Source organism: Fibrobacter sp., from assembly GCF_045131395.1.
In the GTDB taxonomy this organism is placed as follows: Bacteria; Fibrobacterota; Fibrobacteria; order Fibrobacterales; family Fibrobacteraceae; genus Fibrobacter.
In genome coordinates this window covers 173,895-196,190 of sequence record NZ_JBGUQY010000046.1, presented here as the reverse complement: position 1 = coordinate 196,190, position 22,296 = coordinate 173,895, and the positions used below count along the sequence as shown (strand labels likewise).

General features: G+C 47.9%; 19 protein-coding genes. 7 read left to right on the top strand and 12 right to left on the bottom strand.

The genetic code is table 11. The features are described 5' to 3' along the window. Positions 1 to 153 precede the first annotated feature (153 nt). Positions 154 to 2,334 (top strand): TonB-dependent receptor plug domain-containing protein, encoded by a 2,181-nt coding sequence (locus ACJMNB_RS12030; RefSeq protein WP_405342777.1) that lies wholly within the window; start codon positions 154 to 156, stop codon positions 2,332 to 2,334. A 17-nt stretch (positions 2,335 to 2,351) separates the two neighbouring features. Beyond that, the gene (locus ACJMNB_RS12025; protein WP_405342775.1) at positions 2,352 to 3,581 is read left to right on the top strand and encodes a hypothetical protein; all 1,230 of its coding nucleotides are present in this window, start codon (positions 2,352 to 2,354) and stop codon (positions 3,579 to 3,581) included. A 78-nt stretch (positions 3,582 to 3,659) separates the two neighbouring features. Here ACJMNB_RS12025 and ACJMNB_RS12020 read toward each other — a convergent pair whose 3' ends face one another. From ACJMNB_RS12020 to ACJMNB_RS11970, 11 genes are read right to left on the bottom strand one after another with little or no spacing between them, the layout of a single operon-like run. Beyond that, positions 3,660 to 5,069: an ABC transporter ATP-binding protein gene (locus tag ACJMNB_RS12020; RefSeq protein WP_405342773.1), complete on the bottom strand. Its 1,410-nt coding sequence runs from the start codon at positions 5,067 to 5,069 to the stop codon at positions 3,660 to 3,662. Positions 5,070 to 5,109: 40 nt separating this feature from the next. Then, on the bottom strand, positions 5,110 to 5,796 hold the full coding sequence (locus ACJMNB_RS12015; RefSeq protein ID WP_405342771.1) for an energy-coupling factor transporter transmembrane component T: 687 nt from the start codon (positions 5,794 to 5,796) through the stop codon (positions 5,110 to 5,112). Further along, positions 5,796 to 6,407, bottom strand: a complete 612-nt coding sequence (locus ACJMNB_RS12010) for an MptD family putative ECF transporter S component (RefSeq protein WP_405342769.1) — start codon at positions 6,405 to 6,407, stop codon at positions 5,796 to 5,798. Before ACJMNB_RS12010 ends, ACJMNB_RS12015 begins: the two co-directional genes overlap by 1 nt. A 12-nt stretch (positions 6,408 to 6,419) precedes the next feature. Next, entirely contained in the window at positions 6,420 to 8,450 is a 2,031-nt protein-coding gene (gene feoB / locus ACJMNB_RS12005) for a ferrous iron transport protein B (RefSeq protein ID WP_405342767.1), read from the bottom strand. 1 nt (position 8,451) lies between these two features. Continuing rightward, positions 8,452 to 8,703: a ferrous iron transport protein A gene (locus ACJMNB_RS12000; protein ID WP_405342765.1), complete on the bottom strand. Its 252-nt coding sequence runs from the start codon at positions 8,701 to 8,703 to the stop codon at positions 8,452 to 8,454. 4 nt (positions 8,704 to 8,707) lie between these two features. Next, positions 8,708 to 10,957, bottom strand: a complete 2,250-nt coding sequence (locus tag ACJMNB_RS11995) for a TonB-dependent receptor plug domain-containing protein (RefSeq protein WP_405342763.1) — start codon at positions 10,955 to 10,957, stop codon at positions 8,708 to 8,710. A gap of 6 nt (positions 10,958 to 10,963) precedes the next feature. Further along, on the bottom strand, positions 10,964 to 11,359 hold the full coding sequence (locus ACJMNB_RS11990) for an ExbD/TolR family protein (RefSeq protein ID WP_405342761.1): 396 nt from the start codon (positions 11,357 to 11,359) through the stop codon (positions 10,964 to 10,966). Continuing rightward, the gene (locus tag ACJMNB_RS11985; RefSeq protein ID WP_405342759.1) at positions 11,360 to 11,935 is read right to left on the bottom strand and encodes a MotA/TolQ/ExbB proton channel family protein; all 576 of its coding nucleotides are present in this window, start codon (positions 11,933 to 11,935) and stop codon (positions 11,360 to 11,362) included. A gap of 38 nt (positions 11,936 to 11,973) precedes the next feature. Next, complete coding sequence (locus ACJMNB_RS11980) at positions 11,974 to 12,666, bottom strand: energy transducer TonB (RefSeq protein ID WP_405342757.1); 693 nt, start codon at positions 12,664 to 12,666, stop codon at positions 11,974 to 11,976. After that, a complete protein-coding gene (locus tag ACJMNB_RS11975; RefSeq protein ID WP_405342755.1) occupies positions 12,667 to 13,878 on the bottom strand; it encodes a DUF1302 family protein in 1,212 nt (403 codons plus the stop codon). After that, complete coding sequence (locus ACJMNB_RS11970; RefSeq protein WP_405342754.1) at positions 13,878 to 14,660, bottom strand: outer membrane lipoprotein-sorting protein; 783 nt, start codon at positions 14,658 to 14,660, stop codon at positions 13,878 to 13,880. The genes ACJMNB_RS11975 and ACJMNB_RS11970 overlap by 1 nt, the downstream gene beginning before the upstream one ends. 156 nt (positions 14,661 to 14,816) lie before the next feature. Here ACJMNB_RS11970 and ACJMNB_RS11965 point away from each other — a divergent pair, with 156 nt between their 5' ends. Beyond that, on the top strand, positions 14,817 to 15,779 hold the full coding sequence (locus ACJMNB_RS11965; RefSeq protein ID WP_405342752.1) for a nickel/cobalt transporter: 963 nt from the start codon (positions 14,817 to 14,819) through the stop codon (positions 15,777 to 15,779). A 63-nt stretch (positions 15,780 to 15,842) separates the two neighbouring features. Here ACJMNB_RS11965 and ACJMNB_RS11960 read toward each other — a convergent pair whose 3' ends face one another. Further along, positions 15,843 to 17,051 carry a hypothetical protein gene (locus ACJMNB_RS11960; protein ID WP_405342750.1) on the bottom strand — a complete coding sequence of 403 codons (1,209 nt, stop codon included), beginning with the start codon at positions 17,049 to 17,051 and terminating at the stop codon, positions 15,843 to 15,845. A gap of 305 nt (positions 17,052 to 17,356) precedes the next feature. Between ACJMNB_RS11960 and ACJMNB_RS11955 the strand changes: the two genes are divergently transcribed. The 4 genes from ACJMNB_RS11955 to ACJMNB_RS11940 are packed head-to-tail and all read left to right on the top strand — an operon-like array spanning position 17,357 to position 22,283. Beyond that, entirely contained in the window at positions 17,357 to 18,193 is an 837-nt protein-coding gene (locus ACJMNB_RS11955; protein ID WP_405342748.1) for a helix-turn-helix domain-containing protein, read from the top strand. A gap of 38 nt (positions 18,194 to 18,231) precedes the next feature. Next, complete coding sequence (locus tag ACJMNB_RS11950; protein ID WP_405342746.1) at positions 18,232 to 19,983, top strand: ABC transporter ATP-binding protein; 1,752 nt, start codon at positions 18,232 to 18,234, stop codon at positions 19,981 to 19,983. Beyond that, entirely contained in the window at positions 19,976 to 21,703 is a 1,728-nt protein-coding gene (locus tag ACJMNB_RS11945; protein ID WP_405342740.1) for an ABC transporter ATP-binding protein, read from the top strand. The genes ACJMNB_RS11950 and ACJMNB_RS11945 overlap by 8 nt, the downstream gene beginning before the upstream one ends. 10 nt (positions 21,704 to 21,713) lie before the next feature. Next, the gene (locus tag ACJMNB_RS11940) at positions 21,714 to 22,283 is read left to right on the top strand and encodes a DUF3793 family protein (RefSeq protein WP_405342738.1); all 570 of its coding nucleotides are present in this window, start codon (positions 21,714 to 21,716) and stop codon (positions 22,281 to 22,283) included. Positions 22,284 to 22,296 lie beyond the last annotated feature (13 nt).

Genomic DNA, 22,296 nt, shown 5'->3' with positions numbered 1-22,296 from the left:
AAAAGGGCTGAACCAAATTTTGGAAAAAAACACTCTCGTTTCTACTCCAAACGGATTTTTACAAAACTTTTTGGAGTAGATGTTTTTCGTTCCATTTTCTCAATTTGGGCGGCTATGAAATTTGGGGCATTTATTTCAATTACTTTATTCACTTTGGCAACCTCCATCTACGCCGAAGACGACATCACGAATTTCGACGATATTTTTGCCGAGGAATCAGCAGCAAGCGAAAGCACCCCAGCAAGTGCGCCAGAAAAGAAGTCTGACGTGACCCTACTTGACGAAATGGGTATCGAAGGCGAAGGAATCAACGAAGCCGCTCCGGTTGACAAGAAAACCAAGGCCGAATCCGTCAAGGTGATGGATGCCACGGAACTTCAGGGCTCCAGCGCCACTATCGCCGACGCCACGAACCGTTCTTCGGGTGTAAAAATCCGCCAATCTGGCGGCATGGGCAGCGAAAGCAAAATCAACATCCGCGGCATGGAAGGCAAGAACGTGAAGGTTCTCGTTGATGGAGTTCCCGTCGATAACGGCAACGGAAATTTCTCTGTCAACGATATTCCAATCGACAAAATTGACCGCATCGAAATTTACAAGGGCTACGTGCCTGAACGTTTTGCAACCGACGGCATGGGCGGCGTGATCAACATCGTGACGCATGATTTGCCCAAGAGTTCCGTGACGGGCTCTTACAGCTTCGGAAGCTTCAATACACACAAGGCCTCGCTCGATGCAAAATACGTGTGGGTAACCGATTCACTCAAGAGCCGCTCTGTCGCGACGGGAATTTCAGCTTACTACAACTATTCCGACAACGATTACGAATTCACCACACCTTACATGGACACGACCGTAACGCGCGAACACGACCGTTATTACAGCTACAACGTATTGCCATATGTGTCGCTTGAAAGGTTCTTTTTTGACAAAATGACTTTGGGTGTGATTTACAATGCGATGGATAAAGAAATCCAGTCGAACGCCCACCGTATCGAAGAGGCTACCGCAAACGCTCAGTCCTACGGAGTGAACTTATCCCTCGAAAAAGCAAACTTGTTTGTCAAGGGACTTTCCATGGGCCTTTCGCTAAGCTACGCTTACGGCAAGGAGAGCGTTGTCGACACTAGCCATACCTATTATTATGGCTGGGACAAAGATAATGTTCGCGAAAGCAAGTCGGCCTTTGGAGAAATATCTCTCGGCGGTGCATCGCATATAGAACGCGAAAATCAGACGATTGTAGCCCCTTGGAACTTTGATTATGCATTCACCCAGAACCACATTCTCACCTGGAGTGGCCTGTACCGTTATGAATCGCAAGATCCGACCGACAAGCGCTCGATTAACGCACAAACTCTTAACAGCGCCGGTTTTCCAGGCCATAGTCATTCGGTGGTGTCGGGACTTTCGCTCGAAAATAATTTCTGGAACGAACGCATCCAGAATGTGGCAGGCGTCAAGGGCTATTATTATGCAGTCAAAGCCAAAGATGACGGCGAAAAACGTATACAGCAGTTGACTGATGACTATGCCGACAATAAGGATTATGGTTACAGCGAAAATCTGCGTATAAAGCTGCTAAACCAGGTAGCCGTTATTGATCAGTTTGCCGTGAAAGGAGGCTATCAGCACAGTCTGCGATTCCCAACTCGCGAAGAAATCTTTGGCGATGGTCTGTATGTATTGAGCGCTCCGAACCTGAAACCTGAAAAATCGGACAACTTTACTGCAGGGGCCGAACTTGACTTACAGCAAATTCCGCTGCTGTTGAAAATGCATTTGGAATTCAACTGGTTCTATATGCTCATGGATGACCGTATTTATTGGAATAATTACGTCTCGATCCCGCGTCCGTATTACAATAGCGTTGGCACCAAGACAACAGGGTTTGAAATCGATGCCGCAGTCGATGTCAACGAATACATCTCGCTCACATACAACATGACTAAGCAGGATGCAGAAAGCCGCGAGGCGGATATGGCTTTCGGTATCGCGAAGGGACTGACCGTGCCAAATATCCCCACGTTCTATATGAACTTCGGCGCAGAATTCCATATGGGCGATTTGCTCTTCCGTGATGACTTCTTCAAGCTTTACTGGCTCGCCAACTACACCGACGAATATTACTACTCGTGGAAAGTCTCCAAAAAACAGGACCGCACCATTCCTAGTTCCTTCTCGCAAGATTTAGGTGTCGAATACTCGATTCTTGCAAACAAGCTCTCGTGGAATTTCGAGGTACACAACTTTATGGATGAACTCGTCTACGACAAGTATGGTGAATCTAAGCCTGGACGCGCCTTTGCGACTAAAGTCAAGTTTACACTATAAACAAAAAGGAAAACCAAATGAACCTCTTCAAAAATAAATTAACTGCTGCCGCACTCGCATCCACAATGATGCTCGCAGCCTGCGGCGACGATTCCAGTTCCAATGCGTCTAGCGATGAACCGTCCAAGGAATCCGGCGATCTCTACCTGCTTTCCTTCATGATGGAAACTTCGCAGTTCTTTGGCCTGGGAGCACTTTCCGACAATCAAGGCAAAATGGTCGAAGATTTTAATGAAGCTCCGAATACGGGCGCTGTTGCTTATTTCGACGGTTCCGTCTATACGCTCGTTGCCGACGATGGCGGAAACAGCACGCTCTCTCGTTACGAAGTCAAGGATGGCAAGATGGCCGAAAAGGCCGCCGCTACGGCCAAGTTTACGGGAACGAACGCCATCATGATGAAGTTCGTTGACAAGAAAAAAATGTATGTGGAAGAGGCCCTGGGCGACGCCATTACGGCAGTTGACCCGAAGACCCTCAAGACCAAGAAAACCATCGACCTTTCTAGCTACATTGACGAAGAAAGCGGTGCATTGACCTCGGTTCCGGGTTCTGCCGTGATTCGCGATGACAAGATGTTCGTGTCTCTGAATCAGTTTGTCGATTTCGACCATGCGATTGCCGGCCCCCGCGCTAGCGTGGCCATTATCGACGTGAAGAGCGACAAGGTAGACAAGGTCATTTATAGCGACAAAGTTGCTGCAGTCGGTGGCATGGATGACATGAACAATACAGCCTCCTTTGTTGACGAAAAAGGCGACATCTACTTCTACTCCAATGCATCCTACAGCTTTATTGAAGGCTATCAGGAAGGCTGGGTGCGCATCAAGAGCGGCAAGACCGAATTTGACAAGGACTGGGTATTCCATATGCACGATGCCGCCTACGACGGCAAGAAGAGCAACAATAACAGTCTGATGGTCGGCGGCACCTATATCGGTAATGGCAAGTTCTTCGGCTTCTTCGGTACATTCTCCGATCCGAATAACTGGTACAATTACGAATGGCAATATGTAATTGTCAATATCTATAAGAAGACTGTTGAAAAAATCAAGGGGCTCTCCCCGACCATCTCCTGGTTCGCCCCCTCAATCCATCTCGATGCTGACGGCAAGAGCGTCCTCGTGGGCCATGCAGACAAGAAGGGCGGTTCCATCTACCGCTATGAAATTGAAAGCGGTAAGGTCACCAAGGAAATGGATGTGACCACTGGAAACGCCTACTACATCGTTCCGCTCGCAGACTAACTTAGAGTGCTCCTCCTGGAACAAGGCAGTCATCCTGATTATTCAGGGTGGCTGTTTTTTTTCAAGGCAAGTATTTTTTTACAGGGAATATTCTTCTACAATGCGGCCATGATCCATACGGATTACATGGTTGCAACAATTCAAGACTAGTTCTGGATCATGAGTAATCACGAAAAGAGTCTTGCCGCGATTTGCAAGAGCCTTTAAAGTGGCAGAAACAGCAAGCATCTGGCGGTAATCGAGACCACTGGTCGGTTCATCAAATACGATCAGGTTGCGGTTCGAGCTGACGCCGCTGGCGATAGCGACTCGCTGCTTTTGACCGCCAGAAAGAGCCATAGGATGCTTTTCGGCATAGTTTTTTAGATTGAGGCTTTCGAGAATTTCAAGTGCGGCGGTTTCATCTTTCGGATGCATACCCAGCAAAACTTCATCCAGCACGCTTTCGGTAAAAAGCTGATGGTTCACATCTTGCATAATCAAGTAGGTTCCCAGCTTGCGGGCAGCGCGTTTTTGGCTCCAGGAGCCGCGAAGGCCGCATATCAGCTGCGCGAGAGTCGATTTTCCGGCACCGTTATGGCCAAGAAGGGCGGTAATTTTACCCTTGGGGAGTGAAAGCTCGGGAATATCGAGAATCGGGAACTTTTTTTGGTAGGAAAATTTCAAATTACGGAAGGTAATTGTTTCCGCGGCAGATTGCTTCGCTTCGCTCGCAATGACGTTTTGCGCACCGCCCAACTGCACCAACTTTATGCTACGCAACCCAAGACTAGCCGCATATTCAGGCCCCTTCGCTTCTAATTCCGCCGGAGTCCATTCACACTCAATGCGTCCCTCTTTCACATAGATAATGCGGTCAGCAACGTCTCGCAAATAATGCAGGCGATGTTCCACCACCACAACAGTCTTGCCGCGAAATTTCCACAATTTGATGATTTCGGCAAGGTCATCAACTGTTTTCAAGTCAAGATTAGCAGAAGGTTCGTCGAGTACAAAAATATCGGGATCAGTCGCATTCACCGAAGCGCACGCAATCTTTTGCTTTTCGCCACCCGAAAGGTGGAATATGTTACGTCCCAGTAACGATTCCAGATGAAAATCCTTGACCGTTTTATCAATGCGACGGCGAATTTCTTCCGGTTCTACGCCCAAGTTTTCGCAGCCGAACGCGATCTCGCTATCCGTATCCACATTAAAGAACTGCGAACGGGGATTCTGAAAAACCGAACCCACATACTTCGATATTTCGGCGAGCGTCATATCGGCGGTATTCTTGTCGCCCAAGAGCACATCACCAGCCATGGTGCCCGACTGGTACAGCGGAATAAGCCCGTTAATCAGCTTGGAAATTGTAGTCTTTCCGGAGCCCGACTCCCCCGCCAACACAACGCACTCCCCCGATTCAATTTGAAGGTTGATGTCTTTGATAATAGCATCGTCAATGCTATCGGTGTATGAGAAGGACACGTTTTTGAAAGAGATTTTCATAAGCAGGAAAGGAGATTCCCGATCTAGCCGGGAATGACAATTAAGGGACTGGCCGCAAAAGGAATAAGACTACAACTGCAATACAATAAGCAAACACAACAAAGTCTTGCACATGGAAGCCTATCGGCACAATGCAGGTACGCTTGGCTTCAGGAGTAAGGGCACGTGTCGACGCAGCAACAGAAAGTTCATCGCCGATTTTTGTAATAGAAACAAGAAGCGGAATCAGCCTATATTCCAGAATTGTCAACGGATTCTTGAGGGTATGCAAACTGAACAAGCGAATGCCGCGCATTTTCATCGCATTGCTGATAGCGCGCGATTCATCGAATACCGTCGGGAAAAAGCGAATCATCACTGTCAAGGGAATGGTCGCCTTATTCGGCACATGCATTTTCGACATGCCCGCCATAAATTCATTCGCCCTGGTAGTCGCCATGATGTAATAGAAGACCACACCAACAGGCATCATGCGGCAAATCAAGAGAACAGTAGCCGCGATCAAAGTGCCAATCATTCCAACATCTAACTGTTTCAAATAGTCAAAACAGAGTGCAGCCATCACATAAATCGGGAAAAATACACTCATGAATTTCCACTTCTTTTCAAGCAGCAGCAAGACTAGGATTGCTGCCACCATCGGCATGCTATAAGCATACGGAGCCGAGAAAATCATGGTATTCGCAGCGACAACCAGAAACAGTTTTGTCCGAGGATCCAATTTCACTAGGCAAGTCCAATCCGTTCAAAATGTTTTTTCATCACGCGACGGGCGATAAATGCGCCCACAACCGCACCCAAAATACCAAATGCAAATATGGCCACCAAAGGCCAATAACTATTTGCAAGTTCGGCCATCTGAGCAACATAGCCTTCATCGCTCATGCTGCTCGCATAAGCCAAGTATTCTTCGGTAGAAAGCCACAACGGAAGCATCATCGAAGAGGACAAAAGGCTCATGGAGACATTTGCCGAAAACAAACCCCAAAAAGACTTGTGCGAAATTTTCAAGCAAAAGCCAGTCAAAACACCAACAGCCACAAAAATCGGGAGCATCAACAAGCTCTGCCCCATCATCAGCATAACACAGCCGAAGAAGCCGCTGAACAACAAGCAGCAAAAAATCGGCCTATCAATTTTCAAGAAGAACAGAAACAGCGGAATACTTGTTACAAGGCTGATGCTTCCTGTTGAAAAAATAATCAGCGCCGGAATATAGCCGATACTTGACGAAGCAAAAGCAAGCACGAAGTAGAGTGCCGCAAAGATGCCGACATTCACCAGGTCGCGCACCAAGGTATTCGAGGATTTCTTACCAGTCGTTTTCACATTAGGCATAAACAGTCTCCTTTAGAAAATTAACAGTCCGATATGGTAGCCGATAAAGGCCAAACCCAACGACAGCGCAATGTAGTAGCCCATAATCGTCGCGAGCCACTTGATTGTACCCACCTCGCGGTAAGTCGTACCCATGGCAAGTACACAGGGCACGTTGAACATGGATGCAAAAAGGAACGCCAAGGCTTCGGGTTTCGAAATCGTTTTAGCCAGCGCCTCGCCCAAGTTATCGCTCGCCGCCACGCGGGTCACCAGCGAGAACGCCTCTCCGGTATGGTTAAAGAGCGTACTCATGATGCCTAGGGAAGCTTCCTTGCTGAACATTCCACCCAAATAAGAGATAAACAGTTCCCAACGCATGCCAAAGAACATGGTCACGGGCTCAATAGCATTGCCAATCTTGTACAAGATTGTATTTTCGACATTGCCGTCACTGGCATAAGAAAGCGCCCAAAACAGAGCCGCAACCATAAGGATCATCTTGAGCGCCTTCTTAAATATGCCCCAAGTACTACGGCCCACCATAGCAGCAATCATCTTCCAATGAGGCTTATGATACGGAGGCAATTCCATAATCATGCCCACGCGCTCGTTTTCGGGAACGAGCTTCTTGCCGAACAAGAAGGACGAAAGCCAGAATGACAGGAATATCAATGCCACGTAACCGATGGCAAAGAACGGAGCAGCAGAGCCGAAGAACGTCGACGCAAGGAACAGCACCACGGCAACCTTAGAACCACAAGGAATCGCCCACAAAAGCACCAAAGCAAGCAAACGTTGACCACGAGTATCAAGCACTCGCGTACCGCAAACAGCACCTGCCGTGCAACCGATTCCAGAGAACAGCGGCATAATCGCCTTGCCATGCAAACCCAAGCGAGAAAGCCAATTGTCAAATGCATAAGAGAATCGAGCCATGTAGCCGATTTCTTCGAGAATGCGGAAAACGAAAATAATCGAGAAAATAAAGCTCGTCATGCAGATCGTAATGCAAGTACCGCCCACCAAGACATTGTTGATGAACGAAGCAACCACAGGCCACAATCCAAGCGAGCCACAAACTCGCCCCACCAAGGACTGCAAAACCGGTTGCAAGCCAAAACCGATTCCCATACCAGGGAACGCAAGAATCATGCAGCAAATCAGCGACACAACCATTATCACAAAGGAGAAAATTTTACCCTTGACACGATGCGTCGCGATGCGATCCCATTTACCGAAAACCTTTTCGGGCGTTTTTTCGCTACAAGTCTCATTCACTATTTTTGAAATCCAACGGTACTTCGCCTCACCCGTCGCAATTCCACCATCACGCCCTTCGACGCTATTCAATATCGATTCTACCGCATTACGCCTTGCGAACGGAAGGCAATCCTTTACAGCCTTGCGAACCAACTTATCATTTTCAAGAAGCTTTACAGCAAGCCACAAGTTCTCGGAATTGCCAATTTTCAAATCACCCAAAATTTCTTCAATCATGTGAAGCGGAGTTTCACCACCCGCATTCAATTCTTCACGAAGGTCTGCAGAATCAAGGCAAGTCGGATGCTTAATCGCAGCTTCCATTTTCTTGAAAAATTCAGGATAGCGCGAAGTTTCTGCGGCACTGAATCCAAGAACAGGAATTCCCAATTTCTTTTCAATCGCCTTCACATCAATCTTCTTGCCAGACACTTCGGCCACATCCATCATGTTGAGCACCAGCATGACCGGCGACCTGACCCCCACAAAATCGGCCAGCATGTAGAGGCTTCGTTCCAACTGCGAAGCGTCTACCAAAATACATGTCAAGTCCGCGACCCCATTCCAGATAAAGTTACGCGTCACGACTTCTTCTTCGGAATTCGCCGAAAGGCCGTAACTGCCCGGCAAATCCACCACCTTGTATTCTATGCCATTATAACTGAAAAAGCCCTCTGCGCGTTCCACTGTTTTTCCGGGCCAGTTACCCACATGCTGATGCAAACCGGTAAGGTTATTGAAAAGAGTCGATTTACCAGAATTGGGTTGCCCCAGGAGCGCGATAGTTTTCGTTTCGGCCATGCTACGCCTCTACCTTGACATAAATTTGCGAACATTCTCTACGGTTTACGGCAATGACCGTATCACGACAAAAAATAAGCACCGGAGAGCGGCCATCATTTTTCAAAAGCGTAAAGGAAGAACCAGGAGTCAATCCGATGGAGATGATTCTAGAGATAAAGCGGGAATCGCCTTCAATTTTGGCAATATTCCCAGTAGAGTTTTCACCCATTTCGCTAAGTGAAATAGCACGGATGTTTTCTTGTTGCATCATCTTTCTACCTAAAGCTGTACTTTATCTTTGTCGCATACGAACGGCCTGGTTTACTTTCACCGTAGTTGTCATAAACGACGCCGTCGGTCAAGTTTTCTACCTCGAAACTCCAAGCGAGCTTATTATCCCACACCGAGTATTCAATACCAATATCTTGCGAGAATGACGACGGAATCATACGATCCTGGCGGGAACTGATTTTCCAGCCGTAATAGTATTCAGCGGTATAATTAGCAGACCACCAGAGTTTCAGGAAATCTTCTTTATTAATTAAGTCGCCTATATGGAATTCTGCAAGATAATTCATATAATACCGCGGAATATTCGGCACAATAGCATCTTCGGGGATTCCTTGCCTTGCGATGTAATCAATGTTGCGCAAGTCCTGGAACGTCCAATTCGTTCCAAGCATCACATATTCATTCACATCGAGTTTCACATCGCCTTCGTAACCCCAACCACGAATCGGATCAAGGTTTGAATAAGGCGTTGCTATCTGCGCTATCGTTATATATTGAATTTTATTCTCATAATACGAGTAGAAGAAGTCTCCATCAAAACGGAATCGCGCCACCAAAGGGAGTTCCATCAAATCGAGGGAAATACCCACATTAAAATTATCGACAGTCTCAGGTTTCAAGCCAACTGCAGCGCTAACTTTAGCTCCATCGCCAAAAAGTTCTTCGGAAGTCGGAAGACGAACCGCATGCTGGTACGATCCCTTTATCGCAAAAGGCTTGACGATTTGGAATCGGACACTTTCGTCATAACTAAATTCTTTATAGTCGTCAGATTGCAATTCGGGTTCATTGAGCGTAGAATAGACCGGTTTCGAAATATCTGCCTTAAGGTAATGGAACTTGAAGCCAATCAAATTTTGGATATGCTCATTCCAAATTTGGTCTTCTACAGAAAGCCCAGTCGTCATCGAATACGTTTTGCCGGGATACCCAGCCATATTGAAGCCAACCATTTCGGAGCCCACATCATCTTCTGGATTCTCCTTGCGGTATCTGAACAAGGTATTCCAATAGACTGTCTGATTCTTGTAGAATTCGTAATCCAGGTTCAACAAATCATTAAAGTCGAACGACTCTACCGTACGCAATTTCGGGAGACCCATCATCGAAAGTTCGCCAACATTTTTCGCTGCAGTATCGCAAGAAAACCAGTTACGGCAATGCACACGCGACGTATCCGTCACCGTACTTTTACCATAAGCAAAAGCGAAATAATTGCCAAAGCCAAGACCCTTCACAAACAGATTTCTCTTATCTAGGCCAAATGTCGCGCCCCAATTGTAACCGTCCATCATCGTTTCTGTAATGCGGGATTCTTCTCCTTGAATTTCGTGTTCACTCGCCCCATAGCTTGCACCAAGCGAAACATTATCGAACCAGGCCCCCATCAAATTCGCAAACACTTGAGCATTATACGAAGTATAATGGTCATGATCACGAATGACAGAAGTATCCTTTCCCGTAGAACTTTTCATCTTCGGGGATGTAAACTCATAATCGTTGTCGGAATGGTTAAAGTAGCCAGACACGCCGACTTCAAGGGCTGCCGCACCTATAATGCTATCAATGGTATGGCTAGCCGTAAGCGAGGCCTTATGGGTATTGTAACTGGCAAAGCTGTAAGAAGCGTCTACCGAATTAGCAGGGCGTTTCTTGGTCACAATATTAATTGCACCGCCTGCACCGTCAGTCGCGAATCGAGCAGGAATGTATCCCTTATACACTTCGATATCGGCAATCTGATCGATGGGAATATCGTCTAGCCCCATATTGCCCTGGGTTTCAACAGGAACACCATTGACAAGCACCTTGATATTCTTGCCTTCCATGCCGCGGATATTGATTTTGCCTTCGCTGCCCATACCGCCAGACTTGCGCACCTTAACGCCCGAAGATGTATTGACCGCTTTCGAAATACTCTTGCTGGTATTCTGCAGTTCCGTAGCGTCGATGGTCGAAGCCGATTCCACCTTTTTCGCCTGCTTAGCCTGTTCTGCTTCGGCATCCGTATCCACCGAAAGTTCGTCCAACTGCGTCACGCCTGCTGTCGGCGCACTATTCGTTTTTTCTTCGCTAGCAACATTTGCAGATGTATTATCATTGGTTTCTTCCAAGAAATCATCAATAGATGTCACATCGTCTTCTTGGGCACGTGCCGAAACCGCAGCCATCAAAGTCATCGAGGCAATGGTCAAGGCCAGCGTGACGAACTTAAATTCAAATTTTTTTTTCATTGAGGATTACTCCCCTGCTTCGAGTTCATTGATCAGTTGAATATTGTAAAGCTTTTCGACTTGCAAAATATCAAGCACAACGGCAATACGTTCGTAAGTCGTTCCCTTGTCAATCTTAATGGCGATTGGTGATTTCTTGTTCTGAACGGCAGCAGCCTTAGCACGCAAATCATCGGGCGTTCCGCGTTCCCCGTTAAAGGCGAGTTCCGTTTCCGAAAGTTCGATATACAAGCCTTCGGGAGTATCACGTTTGACTTCACTCTGGGTTTCGGGCAAAATCAACTTGAGCACCGATTCATCTTGCTTAAAGACCGATGTCACCAAGAAAAACACCAACAGCAAGAAGACGCAGTCAATGAGCGGCGTCATGTCAGGTCTTATGCGGCGAGTTCGTTTAGCCATTTATGCATCCTCATTTGCAGAATCAGCAGCGCGCCTGTGGTCCTTTTCCTTGAGAATGCGGCCGAGCTGCAAAAGCACATCGTTTTCCACATTATCCTGTTCCGATTCCATGCTTGCATTCAGGTAGTTGAAGGCAATCACATGCGGAATGGCAACCACCAAGCCAATCACCGTCGTAATAAGGGCAAGCTTAATGCCCGTGGCAAACGCACCGGCGTCAGAAAGGCCCGAAACGGCGATGACGCTGAAGGCGTTGAAAATGCCAAACACCGTACCCAAAAGGCCCAGCAACGGCGAGATACTTGCGATATTTTCAATCGTAGTCATGCCCTTTTGCAGCGGCGAAAAGGCAAGTGCAATTTCGGTACGGATGCTTTCCATAATAATATGGTGATCGGTATTGTGAGTCACCACGCGATGCAAAATCTTGGACGGGAGTCGCTTGCGGATGCTTCTGTTAAAAAGAATCAGCGAAATAATCTTCCAGATAATGATGGCGTAACCCACAAAATTCATGGTCACGAGCACATAGGCAATTACGCCACCCTGTTGAATAAAGTCTAAGATGTAGTTCATGGTTATGTCATTCCGGTCTCCGAGCCGGAATCTCCTTTTTATTGGTGAAGGTTATACTTAATCGGAATCTCCATTTTCCATTCGTTCTTTCCAAGAACTGCAGGAATCGGGTCAAATTTTGATACAGCCAAAACAGCTGCGAGCGCACTTTCGTTCAGCGAAGAATAGGGGCAAGGTTTCGCCACAACCGCACCGCTAATAGCGCCATCGCGGGCCACCGTAAACTGCACACGCACAGTACCCTCTTGCTTTAGGCGGCGGGCTGTCGCAGGGTAATCCTTGCGTTTTTCGAATTCTTTGCTAAGCCCCATCAGGTAAGCGCGCGTCACCTTCATCAGAGAATCCTTCGAAGGTTTCGGCGGAGGTGGCGGTGGCGGTGGTGCCACAGGTTCTTCGACAACCGGGGCGGCTTCGACAACTTCGGCGTCCGTAACCATAATCGGCTCCGGTTCTGGCTCGGGTTCCGGCTCAGGAACCGTATCTTGCACAATATTCGGGATAATTTTAGCGCGGACCACTTTTTTTACGACTTTTTTGACTTCTGGAGGCGGCTCCGGCGGAGTAAGCAACAGGCGTTCCACACGGATCACTTCCACATCTTCACGAGTCGTAACCACTTGCGTGCTCCTCAAAAATCCCCATGCGTAAAAACTGACATGCAATACGATTGCAATGCAGACGCCCAACCCAAAGGCGTTTTTCATGAGGAACGATGCGTAAGGATTCTTCATTTAGAAATAGTACTTGGCTTTTGCCCAAATTTCACGGTTTTTCTTGTACTTTGCGAGTTGTCCACGCTTGCCACCAAAATGGTCATAGCCAGCCGATAATGTCACCTGGTCCGTAAGGGCATAATCGCCCGAGGCGCGACCATAATAGGCAAGATTATCGATGTCGAACATCCCGTAAAGCGAAAGCTTGAGCGTATTGTTTAAAAGTTCCTTCGAAATGCGGAATGTCATTTCGGAGCTATTCTTTTCAGCTGCGAGTTCGTGAGAATAATCGGCGATGTACTTATGCAAATACTGAACCATCAAAGTCCAATTATCGCCAGCATACCAGTCAACACCTCCGAGAGCGTTGAAGGTATTTTTGCGGGCGTAATCAAGGCTGTTGGCATAGCCGAGCGCTTCGCTGAAGTATTCCGCCACTTCGGCGCGAATCACGAATTCACCTAACGGCATCGACATATCGCCACCAATCATCGTCATCGGTTCATGAATGCCGTAAATCACGATGGAATCCTTTTCGAAATCGTAGCCCGCCACCGTCACCGGCGACTGGTTATGCGTATGGAGCGCAGACACCGAGAAATCGACATTCGAAAGGAAGAACGACAAGCGCGTTCCGAAATCACCGTTCTTGAAGCGAGTATCGGGGCCATCAGGAAAATCGAGAATCGCATTTTCCGGCATATCCGGACGCCACGGGTTTTCTTCTTCAAGAGGCATCTGGAAATAGCGAGGTGCAGGCACATAAACAATTTCTGCATTCACGCGTTCTCCAGGATACTTGACGCGAAAACCATCCACAGCCATACGCAAGTCATCGTAGTCACTCGACATGAATTCCGTATAGTCCACAGGCGAAATCAAGTCCGTCACACGAAGTCCATCGGCAACGCCCCATACCACAATCTGCCTACCCGCACGAATTTCAACTACATCATTTTGGTAGTTGAAATAGGCTTCTTGCAGCTGCACGCCGGTACGATCTTCCAAGATACTATTGTGCACGGCATTCAAGCTCGCAAACAAATAGGCGTTATCGTAATCCACGCGCATTTCGGTACGAAGACGCGTCCGAGAAGACGTCAAGTCGTGAGGCCATTTCGTCTGCACGGCATGATACGTATCCACGAAGCCGTTAAATTGAAACGGGGACTCTTGGGCAGCTGCCGCCACCGCAAGGATTCCCGCAAAGAACCAAATCCAACGAATCACTACAATCCTCTTTCCAAGCGCGGCACAGTGAACGTTTTAGCATCCAGCGGAATGTTGAACTTAAGATCGCTAAATTCCAGGATAGTCTTGTGATTCGTCTGCACGTTTTCCATGGTCATCAAGCCAATGGCCCAGAATCCATCTACCTGAACCACTTTTTCCACCTTCAAGAAACGGTGCAGTTTACCGAGTTTGTCATAGTATTCCACCTTAGCGGCAATCAGGCAGTCCTTACGAATCCACGAGATTTTCTTCGAAAAGATTTCATCACCCTTCTTGGGAACAGATTCAATTACCCAGCAGTCCACACCATCGACCTTTTCTTCGCGCACGAGCGTGTGAGTATCTTCGTCAATGTTGCGCTGACCCACATCATCGTAGGTAAAGTCAGAACCCATGAAGTAATCCGTCTTGGAACTCTTACCACTAATGCGGCGAGTCTTTTTCATGGCGGGCAAATAAAGCCACTTGTCGTCATCCTTATTGATGTCGTCGTAATCTACCGTCAAGAAACCCGTTCCCTTTACATCGTTAGGGTAACGGAAGAACATAATCTGCTTGGTATCTTTACCCACATCCATGGCAAACGAGGTAATCTTACGTTCACGCTTATTGCCGGTCTTATTCACAAGCGTCATAGAGAGTTCTGAGCTACGCGTATCGCCATCGGGACGATCATGTACCTTCTGGACAACATCTCGGCCGGTCAGGTTTTCTGCAGCCACCATGGCAGCAAATGCCATCACCAAAACAGCAGCTTTTTTCAACATTTTCTTATTCATATATCCTCCCGCCGTATCAACGGCTAAAAATTTCGACTCCAAAGTTAGACTAAACTTATTTTTTATACTACTCCAAATAGGCGTGTAAAAACCCAAACGGATTCGTCACTTTCGATTTTTTTAACTATTTTAAGAATACATCCCGAGGATATCGTTTTGAAAAGGTCTATCGTTTTTTTCCTAATTCTTATTCTTTCGTTCACCGCATCTGCAGCCGTCAAAAAGAAGCGCTTCGATGTAGGCACAACAGACTCTCCGACAGCAAATGTCGAAGCCGTTGTAGACACAGCCTCTGCAGAACAGGCTGTAAGCTCGGTGCAACCGACATCGACGCAGACATCGTTCGTCGCAATCATTTCTCAAGCGCAAAAAACACTCCGCGAAAAAATCACAGCCGCCATTTCGGCCATGAAAAGCGGAGATTGGGGTGCCATCTGGAAATTTCTCGCCATATGCCTCATCTACGGAATGCTGCACGCTCTGGGCCCTGGGCACGGGAAATCCATCGTTGTAGGCTATTTTATCGCACGCCGTGGCAGGTGGCGGCAAGGAGTCGCTTTAGGAGCTGGGATTACAGTCGTCCACACGCTGAGTGCCGTCCTTTTACTTCTTATTTTGTATGCAATTTTCAAGACAACCGTCTTCCCAGCCTTTGAAACAGGCCGCATGGGCGTCGAAAAGGCAAGCTACATCCTGATTATGATTACAGGTCTCTTGCTCGTCGTACTCGCCATCCGCGACCTTTTAAAGCGAAATAAAATTGAATCAGAACATTCCGAAATCATGCCCCCCATCGCAAAATGGCGCGAAATCATCGGAGTGGCAGCCATTACGGGAATCGTCCCCTGCCCCGCCGTCGCACTCATCGTCTTGTTCTGCCTGCTAAATTCCATGGTAGCCCTTTCACTCCTTGGAGCACTCGTCATTTGCATTGGCATGACCATTACCAACGTGGCCTTCGGAATTGCCGCCGTAGCTTTCCGCAAAGGAATCGACGCAGGCAGCAAGCACAGCCGTTTCGCTACCACCATCTACACCGTGGCAACACTGGCCGGCGGCATCCTGATATTTGTATCCGGTCTGCTACTGTTCAGTAATCTATTTGCAGGAAGGGTTTAATAAAAAAAGCGACTTCCTGGACAAACCAGGAAGTCAATGGAGAATAAAGGCTGATTGTAGCGGTTACTTCAGCGGAACAATCCACATCGGAATCGCTTCTACGTCAGCAATCTTTTCGGCCTTGTCTTTCTTGGGATCGTAGCGGTAATAGGCATTGCCATCTTTTTCGGTAGAAACGGCAAACAGCACATTACCATCTTCTTCGACATACTTGCCATAGCTAGCATAAGCAGAAGTGTAAGGAATGGGAAGAGCATCCATCTTCTTCTTAGCAAGGTCAATCTTAACGGCCTTGCAAGTGGCATTATAGTAGTCCTGCTGCGTATCCCAGCTCTTATTCAAGTCATTCATTACGTTAAGGTAAGCATAAACCGTAGAACCTTCAGCCTTGGCAAAAGGAGAAAGATACTTGAACACGCCCTTCTTCGTCACATCCTTGATGGACACTTCATCCGAAACATTCCACACATAGTCCTTATCGAATTCCTTTTCACCAACCTTGATGCGAAGGAAGCCATCCTTTTGACCCGGTGCATAGCTCCAGGAAGCATTACTGTACACATAGATATAGCCCTCAGCTTCGACAAAAGCTTCATTCTGGCTGTCATCAAGCGAACCGACCGCAGCGACACGCTTATCCTTGGCAACGCCGAGAACCTTGTCTTTCTTCACGTCGATAATGGCCACTTCGGCAACATCGCCCGTCGCATAATCGCTCACGTTCTGCAAGAGACCTACATAAAGACGACCGTCAACAATGATACCAGTTCCCGGGCTCACCGCATAGGCAGTGGGATCCTTATACTTGGAAAGATCAATGGAGCCGGTCACCTTCATTGTCTTGGGATTGAAGATAATCAGGGAATCCACCATACCGGCCAAATAAGCCTTCTCATCGTTCACAAAGAAAATGTGGTTTGCCCAAACACCAGACATTGTAATTTCACCTTGCTTTGCACCAATCTTGTTATTTTCGTCAAGCGCATAGCGGGCTACAGAGCCGATGTCCAAATCAGTAATAAAGAGCGATCCATCGTGATAAATCACGCCAGAACGGGTACCGACTTCAACATAATCTTCCCCGATATCTTCGGTATGATCAATCGACATGGTGCCGATAAACATGGTATTGCCAGAGGCAATAGCCGTTGCATATTCACGCTTGTAGTCACCGTCATTTGCGGCAGAAGAAGAGGAATCGTCGCTACAAGCAACGAACAGGGCGGTAGAGATCAAAGCCACAGCAAGTGTAGCCAAGAATTTAGATTTCATAAATAACTCCTAAGGAAATTGCGGACAAGCCGCGTTGTTAATTTTGCGGTGCATTTTAGAAAAGCACTTTTCGGACATCTACTCCAAATGGCGATATAAAAATCCAATCAGTTTTTCAGCCCAACAAGCTCATTTTGGCTCCAATCAGACAAAAACGCTAAAATCGTAAGTAAAATAATGCAAAAAAGGCTCGTTTTACCCCAAAAAACGCCATTAAGTTAGCCTTGACAAAGTTTTAAATTAAAGTTAGATTTGACTCACTTTTTGAGATGTGGCTAACATCAAGACTTTGGAAGGAAACAAAAATGCTAAACATCGCCGGAATCGAGTGGCGGCAAAACATCAACAAGTGCGTCAATGTCCCTACAAAAGCCCCCATTTTCGCACTGGAATTCTGCCGTCAAGGAAGAATTGAATGGGCTAGCGGAATTTTACCTTGCAACCACCTTGAATCGGGTGAAATGCTTATCTGCAATCCCTGGGCACTGAGTTCCCTCAAGCGTTCGCAAGACTACAAAGGCGAACTCATCTTGTTCTACGAAGAAGCAAAAGATTCCATTCGCACCATATTTGCCGGCTTCGATCTGAATCTAGACGCTTTTAAGACGAAATTCAAAATCAACGAAAAGCCCTTTATCGTACACACCCGCGAAGAAATTCAAGCCGTATTCGGAAAGCTCTCCCGTATCAAGGAGAACATGCATCAAGAATATGCACGCCTCGGCCTCCTTGAAATTCTCCTCACCCTCAAGAACATGGACGCAAGCCGCGAATCGATTTGCCGCGACTGCAACATTTCCATGCTACAAGTAGAAAAAGTCTACGGCATCCGCTCCTTTATTTGCGACAACATCGATTCTCATTACACAATCGAAGAACTCGCCGAAAAATTCGACATGCCGCCTACCGCAATGAAGCTTTGCTTCAAGAACGTATTCGGGCTGCCCGTATTCACCTACGCCCGCCGCGAACGCATGAAGCATGCTGCAAAGCAACTCCGCGAATGTGACCGAGGAATCCTCGAAATCGCAGGCACCGTCGGTTACAATAACGGAAGCAAGTTCGCTCACGCCTTCCAAGACGTGATGGGCATGACCCCGAAGGAATACCGTAAAAAATACAGAATGGAAAACGTCGCATAGCCATTATGAAAAAAACTTTCTCTAAACTCTACGCATACATGGGATCACGAAAACCGCTGTTCCCGCTGGCACTTTTTCTTTCGGCACTGAGCGCCCTCGCCGGGCTCGTGCCTTTTTTACTGATGTGGCTGATTGTCCGCGAAATCCTTACGGGTGGCGACATGACGGACATCAAGATTTTCGATTACTCCATTGGCGCAGTTCTCGCCTCTGTTGCAAGCGTATTGCTTTACTTTGCAGCCCTCGCCTGTTCGCACCTAGTGGCATTCAGGCTTGAAGGCGATTTACGCCGATTCGCCATGAAAAAGTTGATGTCGGCTCCGCTCGGATTCTTCGACAAGAACCCGACGGGCAAACTCCGCAAAATCATCGACGACAACGCCGCAATTACACATACATTCATCGCCCACCAGATGCCCGACATTTCAAGCACCATTCTCATTCCGATTGTGGCGATTGTCATGATGTTCGTTTTTGATTGGCGACTTGGTCTTGCGGCACTTGTTCCCATTGGATACGCCATCTTTATTTTGGGGACCCTAGGCCGCAAGGGCACTAAGTTCATGGAACGCTACATGAAGTCGCTGGAAGAAATGAACAGCGAAGCCGTCGAATATGTACGCGGCATCCCTGTAGTCAAGGTTTTCCAGCAGACCATTTATTCGTTCAAGAGTTTCTACAAGACCATAGAAACTTACCACGACATGATAATGGCTTATTCTGCCAGCTGGAAGGTTCCCTACTGCATTTACACCACGCTCGTAAACGGATTCGTACTGTTCCTTGTGCCTGTCGCAATTCTGATTATCGGACATGGTGACGACGTAAAACTCACCATTGTGAACATGATGATTTATGTGCTGGTGACACCGCTGTTCACACAGTGCGTAATGCGCAGCATGTATCTGAGCAACGCAACGAACCAAGCGGGCCTTGCAGTTGACCGCATCAACGATATCGCTCGTACCAAGGATTTGGAAGTTTGCGCAAATCCCATTCCCATGGGAAAATATGACGTGGAATTTCAAAACGTGAATTTCACCTACCCCGATACCGACAAGCAGGTCCTGAGCGACATTTCTCTCTCGGTGCCGGCAGGCCACACAGTTGCACTTGTCGGGCCATCGGGCGGTGGCAAGAGCACGATAGCAAAGCTTCTGCCCAGATTCTTCGATGTCGACAGCGGCGAAATCACCATTGGCGGGATTTCCGTAAAAAAGATTGACCCGAAGGAACTGATGAAGAACGTCTCGTTCGTATTCCAGAATACGAGACTTTTCAAGATGAGCATTCTGGACAACGTGCGCTACGGCATGCCCGATGCAACTCTTGAGCAGGTCAACAAGGCGCTCGACCTCGCTCAATGCCGTGAAATCATCGAAAAATTACCCAACGGAATCAACACCGTTATCGGAAGCAAGGGAACCTACCTGTCTGGCGGCGAGCAGCAGCGCGTGGTGCTTGCACGTGCCATTTTGAAGAACGCTCCCATCGTGGTTCTCGACGAAGCAACCGCTTTCGCCGACCCCGAAAACGAGCGACTGATTCAGGAAGCCCTGCACAAGCTAGCCGCAGGCAAGACCGTGCTAATGATTGCACACAGGCTTACAAGCGTGGTGAACGCCGATCAGATTATTGTGGTCGAAGAAGGCGAAATCGCCGAACGCGGAACACACAAGGAATTACTTGAAAAGAACGGCATTTACGCCAAGATGTGGGCCGAATACCAGCAGTCCGTCACATGGACCCTCGACAATTCCAAGGATAATGAAGGAGGCGAAAATGTATAAGTGGGTTCAGAATACTTTTGCTCTTTCGGAAGAAGGCTCTCACACGTTCGTCCGCGGCGTTGTGTGGACATTCCTACACTTTGTTTCGCTCATGTTCCCGATGATGTTGCTGTTTTTCTTCTTGATGGAACACATGGGTGTCGGCGAATTTGCAGTCAAAACTCCGCACGGAATCTGGTTCTACATCGGATTTTCCGCCGTGTTATTCGTAGTGATCCTCGTGATTTATGGATTCTCGTATACCGCTACCTACGATAGCGTCTACGACGAAAGTATGCGCCGCCGTGTCTCGATCGCAGAAAGGCTCCGCAAGTTGCCGCTCTCTTTCTTTGGCAAGAAGGATCTTTCGGACTTGACATCGACCATCATGGACGACTGCAATGCGCTCGAAATGATTTTCTCGCATGCCGTGCCGGAACTATTCGCTGCCATTGGAAGCGTCACTATTATCGGAATCATGCTGTTCCACTACAACTGGAAAATGTCCATTGCGCTTTTCTGGGTAGTTCCCGCAGCAGCCCTGGTGATTGCCCTTTCCAAGAAAATTCAGGACCACTGGTTTACTAATTCGTACAACATGCGTCGTGTCGTCATAGAAGACATCCAGGAAGGCCTTGAAAACGTACAGGAAATTCGTTCCTATTCGGGCGAAGCCGCCTATCTCGAGCATTTTGACAAGGATTGCATCAATTATGAAAAAACGCAGCTGGATTCCGACGTGAAGGTTGGCATGTTCCTGAATTCGGCGCAGGGCATCCTCAAGATGGGACTAGCCACAGTGCTGATTACGGGTGCACGACTCTGGACCAAGGGCGAAATTGATGTATTCACTTACCTCGTGTTCATCGTGTGCGCCGCGACCGTCTACAATCCGATTTTCCTGGTGTTCAACAACCTTGCCGAACTATTTTTTGTGAATGTACGTCTGCGCCGCTTCCGCGAAATGGACCAGATGAAGCTCCAAGAAGGGGTAACCGTATTTGCCCCCCAGAATTTCGACATCGAATTCAAGGATGTCGACTTTAACTACAACGAAAACAAGCAAGTTCTGAAAAAGGTTTCGTTCACGGCAAAACAGGGCGAAATCACCGCCCTCGTGGGACCGAGCGGTAGCGGAAAAACGACCGCCGCCAAACTGGCATCCCGTTTCTGGGACATTCAAAGCGGCAAGATAACCCTCGGCGGCGAAGACATCAGCCTGATTGATCCGGAAACGCTTCTGACAAACTTCTCCATCGTCTTCCAAGATGTGGTTCTGTTCAACACCAGCATCAAGGACAACATCCGCATCGGCAAGCGCAACGCCACCGACGAAGAAATCATGCGAGTCGCAAAACTCGCCGGCTGTGACGAATTCGTACAAAAAATGCCGCAAGGTTACGACACCGTTATCGGTGAAAACGGAGACACGCTTTCGGGTGGCGAACGCCAGCGAATCTCTATCGCCCGCGCCCTCTTGAAAGATGCCCCCATCGTACTCCTGGACGAAGCGACCGCAAGCCTCGATGTCGAAAACGAATCGAAGATTCAGAAGGGCATTTCGCAGCTCGTCAAGGGAAAGACCGTGATCATTATTGCCCACCGCATGCGCACCATCGCCAACGCCGACAAGGTTGTGGTTCTGCAAAATGGCCAGGTTGTAGAAACAGGCTCCCCCGCCGAACTCAAGGCGAAGGGCGGACTTTTCAGCCACATGTTGAAATTACAGGAAGTCGAATAGGAAATAAACCGTGACCGCAGAACGTTTGATGGATTACAGGCTTGTACGCCAATGCGCTCCGACTCTTGCCGCCCGCAAAGTCGGAAGCCTCTTCTGTCTCGAAAAAGACATGGACAATCGCGAACCCATGTGCGCCATACTCGCCCGCTGGAATCGCGACTTGAATCCGTCAGGCATATTCGTGCGAGTTGTCGCCGAACGCTGCGGGCGCAGTTTCGTGTACGTTTACCGACGCAACCTCTTAAAGCAATTGGTTGAATCGGCAGAAAATCGCCACTTTCTGAAGCAATACGAATACGAGCATTTCGAAGAAGAAGCCTTGATCGCAAACCTCACCCACCGTATCAGCAAATGCCATTGCTTCCCCCATGAAATCGGACTTTTTCTGGGCTACCCGCTAGAAGATGTCAAAGGATTCATCGTGAATGCAGGCAAGAATAGCAAAAGTACGGGCTACTGGAAGGTTTACGGCAACGTTGCCGAATCGGAGAAACTCTTCAAATGTTTCCGGAAATGTTTTACGGTCATGAGCTCACTTTTTGAACGCGGCTACTCGCTACCCATGCTCGCCGTAGGATAAATATTACAACTAA